This window comes from Kordia jejudonensis (genome assembly GCF_001005315.1).
Classification (GTDB): Bacteria; Bacteroidota; Bacteroidia; order Flavobacteriales; family Flavobacteriaceae; genus Kordia; species Kordia jejudonensis.
The window spans coordinates 19,689-28,264 of record NZ_LBMG01000063.1 but is presented as its reverse complement, the minus strand read 5'-3'; the positions used below and the strand labels follow the sequence as shown (position 1 = coordinate 28,264).

Below are 8,576 nucleotides of genomic sequence, written 5' to 3'. Positions count from 1 at the left end.
TGGATCAGGAATAGAAGGACAATCAGTAAACATATGATGTGTATATGGAAAAGGGAAACTTTCTTCACAAGAATACGTTTCATAACAGTTTGTTGTTTCATCGACTGATTCTCCACCTTTCAAACTAGAGATAGCTACTTTGTTTAATTGTAAACTTTTCAAATTTCGTTTTTTCATAATAATTATAGTTTTGAAATTAATAATGATTCAAAAGAAGAAATAATTTTACCTAGAAAAAAGAAACGCTATTGCGCGTTCATAAACCATCAATGAAGAGCATTTATAGTTTATGAATACGCAATGAATTGTACTAAAAAAGTGAAGTGAAGTTTATTTGCAACCCTTTTTTTAAGAGCAAGGTGCTGCAAACGGGCAGGTAGTTTTTGGCGAGTTTACCCAGCCATTGCATGTTCCGTCAGAACACCATTCGCAACAGATTCTACCAAACTGTCCAACAATTTCACTTTGTTTTGTCTTAGTCAGCGCATGAACGCCTTTTAATTTTAAAATACTTTGTAACATAATTTTACTTTTTATAAGATTAGTTTTATTAATATACAAATGACAACTTGTGAACCTTTACGGGAATTCCGTACTTAACATAATTATAACAGTATTGAAAAGCGGTACAATAAGCCTTTGTTTTTTTAAGAATAATCTTGATCTTTGCCATAATGATAGGAACTGTTTATAAATCTACGGGAAGTTGGTATTTGGTGAAGACTGAAGAAGGAAAAGCGTATGAATGTAGAATAAAAGGTAAATTTAGGCTGAAAGGAATCAAAAGTACCAATCCTATTGCGGTTGGCGACAAGGTACACTTTACGCTGGAAACCAAAAACAACACTGAAACTGGGATTATAGATGAAATTTTTGATCGTAAAAACTACATCATTCGAAAATCTGTCAACCTTTCCAAACAGACACATATCATTGCTGCCAATATTGATCAAGTGTTTTTGCTGATTACCATTGACAATCCACCAACATTTCCAAATTTTATTGATCGGTTCTTAGTGACCGCTGAAGCATATGCCATTCCTTGTGTGTTGACATTTAACAAAATAGATTCATATACGGAAATTGAACGCAGAGCAGAAGTACTATATCTCAAAGATATTTATGAAAATATTGGATACGAATGTATTGAAATTTCTGCCATAAAAAAGCAAAATATTAACGCCATTCAAGAGCGTATGAAAGGAACCGTAAGTATGTTTGCAGGACATTCAGGTGTCGGAAAATCTACGCTGGTCAATGCCATTGCGCCCGAATTAAACCTAAAAACCAAAGAAATTTCCGAACAACACAAACAAGGACAACATACCACTACGTTTGCCGAAATGTTCGATTTAGAATTTGGTGCAAAAATAATTGATACACCAGGAATCAAAGGTTTTGGAATTGTAGATATGGAAAAAGAGGAAATTGGAGATTACTTTCCAGAATTTCTCGCCTTAAAAAACAACTGTAAATTTAACAATTGTATTCATGTAGACGAACCAAAATGTGCTGTAAAAGATGCCGTTGAAGAAGGAGAAATTGCTTGGTCGCGTTACAAAAGTTACTTGCAAATGATTGAAGGCGATGAAAATAATTACCGTGTAGACGAGTTTAAAGAAGGATAATAACACATGTTGATATGAAATACAAACTAGATTTTAAGTTGCATTGGGCAGAAATGATTTTTGTAGTAGCGCTCATCTTTTATGCAGGTGCAATTCTAAATAGCGCATCAGAGGATAAATTTATTTACATGGGACTTGCGCTGTTGAGCGTAGTTATTATACTGCTGAAAAAAAGAATACGAACACCCATAAAATAAGTGATAATCTGCGTCGTAAATGAGAGCCATCATACAAAGAGTTTCTGAAGCTAGTGTTACCGTTGAAGGAAAAAAAATAGCCAGTATCGGTCACGGATTGCTGATTCTTTTAGGAATAGAAAATTCTGATTCACAAGAAGATATCAATTGGCTTTCTGCCAAAATAGCAAAACTCAGAATCTTCAATGATGCAAACGGCGTCATGAACACTTCCATACTAGACATCAAAGGAGAAGCCATAGTTGTCAGTCAATTTACACTACATGCAAGTACCAAAAAAGGAAATCGTCCCAGTTATATAAAGGCTGCAAAGCCAGAAACGTCCATTCCGTTATACGAAGCGTTTATTCATCAGTTTGAAAAAGACCTACAGAAAAAAGTGCAAACAGGAATTTTTGGAGCCGATATGAAAGTACAACTTTTAAATGACGGTCCTGTAACAATCATTATTGATACAAAAAATAAAGAATAAAAATAGTTTCTATCGTAAGAAAGCTTGTAAATCAACACTTGTTAAATAAAATTCTTTTCTTATATTCGTGCGGTAATTCCCCATATTTTTTATTGAAAAACACATATGTATGCGCATAAAATTAGTATATGCAATCTTTTTATTCTTAAATATTAATGTTGTATTCGCTCAAGAACATCTTACCACATATCTTACGCTTCCGCAAGAACTTACAAAAAACGCAAATGCTGTTGTTAGACTACATGAAAGAGATATTGATGTCAAAGCTGTTGACGATTTAGAAATTACTGAAAGACGTATTGTAACTGTACTAAATGAAAACGGCTTAAATAAAATCAGAGCTGTCATTTGGTATGATGACAACATCAAAGTAAAAGATGCAGAAGTCAAAATCTATGATAAATTTGGCAAACAAATCAAACGTATTAAAGAGAAAGATTTTAAAGATGTAAGTGCTGTAGAAGGTGGAACACTATATTCAGATTCTCGGGTAAAATATATAGATTACACACCTGTTTCGTATCCGTTTACCGCAGTATTTACAAATACCACACAAACACCAAACACAGCGCATTTGCCTATTTTCAGTCCTGTAGAATACTATTTAGGAGTTGAAAAGTACACATATACATTGCGCTATCCATCATCTTTAACACTTTACAAAAAAGAACTCAATTTAGAAGAATTTGGAGTTGTTACGAGTGATGCGCCTGGAAGACTAAACTATACAATTGAAAATGTAAATGCGATAAAATCTGAGTCATTAAGTCCTTCGGAAGCAGCAATAAAACCTAGAGCTTACGTAACGCTCAATAAATTTAGCTATGAAGGAATTCATGCAGAAATTAACGATTGGAATGATTTCGGAGTTTGGGTGTATCAAAACTTAATCGATGGACGTTCAAAAGTAGATGCGGCAACAAAAGTAAAAATAGAAAGCTTAGTCGCAGATGCATCTTCCGATAAAGAAAAAGCAAAACTCATCTATGAATTCATGCAAAACAAAACACGTTACATCAGTGTGCAAGTAGGAATTGGCGGTTACCAACCAATTCCAGCGGCTGAGGTTGACAGAGTGAGTTATGGGGATTGTAAAGGACTATCAAACTATATGATGGCTTTGCTAAAAGTTGCAGGTGTCGAGTCGTATTACACAGTCGTACAAGCAGGCGACGAAATCGTAGACTTATACAGTGATTTTGCATCGCTCGGACAAGGAAATCATGTCATCTTAAACATTCCGAATGGAGGAGACGATATTTGGCTCGAATGTACAAGTCAGAAAATGCCTTTTGGTTTTATTGGCGACTTTACAGACGATAGAAATGTGTTGGTTGTAACACCTGAAGGTGGAAAAATTAAACACACAAAAAAATACGCAACGGAAGAAAATTTTCAAGAAACTACAGGTTCGTACACGCTAAACAATAATGGCGCAATCGCTGTTGATGTTACTATCACTACCAAAGGAATTCAGTATAGTAATCGTTTTTATATCAAAGACAAATCAGATACGGACAAGGATAAATATTATAAAAATTACTGGCGAAACATCAATAACATATCTATTGATGAAATTGTTCATGAAAATGATAAAGAAAATATTGTTTTTACGGAAAAAGTCAAATTTAAAGCTGATGCTTATGCGGTTCAAACGGGCGATCGTATTCTATTTGCGCCAAACGCTTTAAACAAATATAGTAGTATTCCTGATCGATATCGAAAGCGAAAATTTCCACTTAAAATTTCAAGAGGATTTTATGATGAAGATACATACGAAATAAAATTACCAAGTGACTACAAAATTGAAGCTATTCCAAGCGCAATTACCTTAGAAGGCGAATTTGGAAGTTACGCATTCAGCATCACACAAAAAGATGATGAAACGCTAATTTATCAACGATCTATCAAAATAAATGACGGAGAATATCCTAAGGACGCTTACAAAAACTATCGAAAATTCATTAAAAAAATTGTCAAGTTTGATAACGCAAAAATCGTTCTAGTCAAAAAATAAATACACACTTTCCTTTTTAATAATATTTTATGAAATCATATATTCTAATCGTGCTGACTTTGCTTTGTGCAACTTGTTTAGAAGCGCAAGAATTTAAATTTGGGAAAGTTTCCAAAGAAGAATTAGCCGAAAAACAACACCCATTAGAAGCCGATGCAAATGCAGCAATCTTATACAGTAGCCGAAAAACATTCTTTGAATTCAATACAACAGATGGATGGAATGTCGTTACAGAAGTTACACGCCGTGTAAAAATTTATACCAAAGATGGCGACAACTGGGCAACACATGAAGTTCCACTATATCAAGGAAGCAATGCAAGTGATGAAATATCTGGAATTAAAGGATATACCTATAATTTGGTAGATGGAAAAGTAGAAAAAACAAAGCTAAAAAAGGACGGAATCTTTGAAACAGAAATCAACAAGTATTGGAACAAAAAAACCATGACATTTCCGAATGTAAAAGACGGAAGCGTGATTGAATACAAATACCGCTTGGTCGATTCAGGTTGGACAATTAATGATGTGGAAATTCAATACGATATTCCGGTAAACAAAACAGAAAACAACATTAGAATCCCAAAATATTTCTACTACAAGAAAAATTCAAGAGGCTATTTTCCAGTAGATTTTAAAGAATCCAAAAAAAATAGAAACTTAACTATTCCATACAAAGCAAATGCTGCAAATGTATACACAACACGTTCAAAAACTCAAAATGCAACGGTTACATTCTATGAAAATATATATGAAATCAATGCAGAAAATGTTCCTGCAGTAAAAGAAGAAGCATATGTACACAACATAAAAAACTATGCAACTGCAATTGCTTTTGAATTGGCGAGTTATGAAAGATTTAATGGCGAACGAAAAAACTACAACACTTCTTGGGAGAAAATAGTAGAACGTATTTACAAACTACCAAGTTTTGGAAATGAACTCAGTAAAACACGCTATTTCAAAGATGATATTGACGGATTACTTCAAAATGCGACAACAGATGCCGAAAAAGCAATAACAATATTCAACCATGTAAAAACAAAAGTTCGCTGGAATGGATACTACGGATACGTTTCTGACAAAGGAGTTAAAAAAGCATACAAAGAAGGTGTCGGCAATGTTGCAGACATCAACTTAATGCTAACGGCAATGTTTCGATATGCTGGCATCAATGCAAATCCTGTATTAGTAAGTACGCGTAAAAACGGAATTCCTTTATTTCCAACATCAAAAGGATTCAACTATGTCATCAGTGCGGTAGAAATAGACAACGGAATCATCCTATTTGATGCTACCGAAATCTACGCAACGCCAAATGTATTGCCAGAAAGAGCCATCAATTGGATTGGTAGAGTTGTCAGAAAAGAAGGATCTTCTGCGGAAGTTGACTTAACGCCTCAAAAACATGCTACCAAAACAAGTATGTACAGTTTCAAAATTGGAGAAGATGGCGTGGTAGAAGGACAAGAACGCACTAGCTTTAGCGAAAACAGAGCACTCAGATTTAGAAAAGCATACAACAAAGCCAACAAAGATGAATATCTTGAAAAGCTAGAAAATGCAATTGAAGGCATTGAAATTGAAGAATACACCGTTAAAAACGAAAATAATCTTGGGAAACCTGTTACCGAATCATACAAATTTACGCTCGAAGATAGAGTAGAAATCATTGGAGACAAAATTTACTTCTCTCCATTACTTTTTCTTGCCACAACCGAAAACCCTTTCAAATCTGAAATACGCGAATATCCAATAGATTACAATTATTTGTGGAAAGATACCTACCGAATAACCATTCAAATTCCTGACGGATACGAAATAGAATCCATTCCGGAATCTTTAGCAATGGGAATGGAAGACAATTTGGGCGAATTCAAATATATAATTTCTCAGAAAGGAAAATCGATCAATCTCAACGCTTCTGTAAAAATAAACTCACTTATTATACCTTCTAACTACTATGGAAATTTAAAAGAGTTTTACAAAATGTTAGTAGAAAAAGAGCAAGAAAAAATCGTCCTAAAAAAAATATAATAATTCACGTAAATAACCCTTAAGCATAATTTTATGAAGCGAGCAATTTCACTACTCTTCGCCATACTTTGTATCACATTTGTAGCTGCACAAGACTTTAGTTTCGGAAAAGTATCCAAAGCAGAATTGTCAGAAACACAACATCCGTTAGAAGCTGAAGCAAATGCAGCAATGCTGTACAATAAAATTCACTCACAAATACTATACATCCAAAACCAAGGTTTTTTACTAGAAACCACTGTGCACAGACGTATAAAAATCTACAACAAAGAAGGTTTCGAGTGGGCAAATCATGAAATACGTTTATTTCGACAAAACAGTACAAGAGAAAAAGTTACGGGAATAAAAGGCTATACCTTCAATCTTGTTGACGGAAAACTCAAAAAGACAAAGTTGCGAAAAGACGGAATTTTTACCGAACACGTAACAGACAATGTCGATTTGGAAAAAATAACAATGCCAGACATTAAAGAAGGTAGCGTTATTGAATACGAATACAAATTTACGTCTCCGTATGTTGGTAATATCAACGAATACAACTTTCAGTATTCAATTCCACTTAACAAAATCAGTGTCACATTTGAAGCGCCATCCTATTACAAATTTAAAAAACATTACAAAGGGTATTATTTAATAAAACCAAAAGAAACAGCTTCGTCACGACAAATTGTACTGCGTTCTAAAACGAGAGAAGAAGGTTACTTGCGTGCGTCAAGAACTTCTTTCAATGAAGATAGAATAGATGTTAATTACAGTATCTCAGAATTCAATCTAGAAAATGTGCCTGCGTTAAAAGAAGAAAAATATGTAAGCAATATTGAAAACTATCGCAGTACGGTAAAGTTTGAGTTAATTCAGGTAGAAATGCCGAATCAACCGATACAAACCTTTGCCAGATCATGGGATGACATTGTGAAAACGATTTACAGAAGTGAAAACTTTGGCTATCAGCTAGACCGACAATCGTATTTTAAAGATGATATTGATGCGCTCATTGCTGGAGAATCTAATCCGATGGTAAAAGCAGCAAAAATTTACAACTACGTTCAAAACAAAGTAAAATGGAATGGAAACTACGGTAAATATACAGATGTAGGTGTTCGAAAAGCATACAAGGAAAAAACAGGAAATGTAGCCGACATGAATTTAATGCTAACGTCCATGTTGCGCTATGCAGGCATTCAAGCAAATCCTGTATTACTAAGTACACGACAACACGGAATTCATATGTTTCCAACGCTTAATGGATTTAATTACGTCATCACAGCCATAGAAATAGAAAATGCAGTAATCCTTTTAGATGCAACCAACTATTACGGAGAACCAAATGTATTGCCAATGCGAGCACTCAACTGGATAGGAAGACTTGTTCGTGAAAATGGAAGTTGGACACAAATTAGTCTAATGCCTGAAAACAGTGCGGTACGAACAACAACAATGAACATTACACTAGATGATTCTGGCGATATTGAAGGAAAACAACGTACACAATTTACTTCTCACAATGCGCTATCATTTAGAAACATATATGCAAGTGTAGATGAAGAAGATTATTTAGAAAAATTGGAAAACGCAATTGGCGACATTGAAATCGAAGAATACAGTGTCAAAAATGTCACAAGCATTGGAAAACCAATCCTAGAATCGTATGCATTTTCAAAAGAAGGACAAGCAGAAATTATAGGAGATAAAATATACTTTTCGCCACTATTATACCTTGCTACAACGGAAAATCCATTCAAAGCGGAAAAGAGAATTTATCCTGTTGACTTTGGATATCCGTGGAAACGAAAAGTAATGATGAATATAAACATTCCTGAAGGTTATGAAGTAGAATCGTTGCCAGAAATTGCCACAGTTCGCTTGCCAGATAACTTAGGTTCATACGCGTTCAAAATTACCAAAACACCAACAGGAATAAGTGTTGTTATAGCCAAAGAAATTAACTCGGCGGTTATACCTTCGGACAAATACCCATCATTAAGAGAACTCTACAAAATATTAGTTGAAAAAGAACAAGAAAAAGTAGTGCTAAAGAAAATCTAATTCACTAAAAATCTATATTTTTACAAATGTGGCTGTCTGAAAAGCTAAATTTTCGTCAAGCCGAACTTAATTCGGTTTCTCATCATCATTAAAAATCAGTGTAATGAGATTCAGAATTGAATTCAGAATGACGCTTTTTTATACTTTTTAGACAGCTTCATTTTTTTAGTAAAACTCGTT

General features: G+C 34.2%; 7 protein-coding genes. 6 read left to right on the top strand and 1 reads right to left on the bottom strand.

Annotated features, from left to right (window positions below):
• Positions 1 to 348: 348 nt before the first annotated feature.
• Positions 349 to 522, bottom strand: a complete 174-nt coding sequence (locus AA089_RS25035; protein ID WP_156169178.1) for a hypothetical protein — start codon at positions 520 to 522, stop codon at positions 349 to 351.
• A gap of 152 nt (positions 523 to 674) precedes the next feature.
• On the opposite strand from AA089_RS25035, the gene rsgA reads away from it, so the two are divergent.
• The 6 genes from rsgA (at position 675) to AA089_RS20870 (ending at position 8,396) form a co-directional block, all read left to right on the top strand.
• Positions 675 to 1,628, top strand: a complete 954-nt coding sequence (rsgA, locus tag AA089_RS20895) for a ribosome small subunit-dependent GTPase A (protein WP_046758958.1) — start codon at positions 675 to 677, stop codon at positions 1,626 to 1,628.
• Between the two features lie 14 nt (positions 1,629 to 1,642).
• Positions 1,643 to 1,825 carry a hypothetical protein gene (locus AA089_RS20890; RefSeq protein ID WP_046758957.1) on the top strand — a complete coding sequence of 61 codons (183 nt, stop codon included), beginning with the start codon at positions 1,643 to 1,645 and terminating at the stop codon, positions 1,823 to 1,825.
• Positions 1,826 to 1,844: 19 nt separating this feature from the next.
• Positions 1,845 to 2,297 (top strand): D-aminoacyl-tRNA deacylase, encoded by a 453-nt coding sequence (gene dtd, locus AA089_RS20885; protein ID WP_046758956.1) that lies wholly within the window; start codon positions 1,845 to 1,847, stop codon positions 2,295 to 2,297.
• A gap of 109 nt (positions 2,298 to 2,406) precedes the next feature.
• A complete protein-coding gene (locus AA089_RS20880; RefSeq protein WP_046758955.1) occupies positions 2,407 to 4,314 on the top strand; it encodes a DUF3857 domain-containing protein in 1,908 nt (635 codons plus the stop codon).
• A 29-nt stretch (positions 4,315 to 4,343) separates the two neighbouring features.
• Positions 4,344 to 6,350 (top strand): DUF3857 domain-containing protein, encoded by a 2,007-nt coding sequence (locus AA089_RS20875; protein WP_046758954.1) that lies wholly within the window; start codon positions 4,344 to 4,346, stop codon positions 6,348 to 6,350.
• 33 nt (positions 6,351 to 6,383) lie between these two features.
• Complete coding sequence (locus AA089_RS20870) at positions 6,384 to 8,396, top strand: transglutaminase domain-containing protein (RefSeq protein WP_046758953.1); 2,013 nt, start codon at positions 6,384 to 6,386, stop codon at positions 8,394 to 8,396.
• Positions 8,397 to 8,576: the final 180 nt, after the last annotated feature.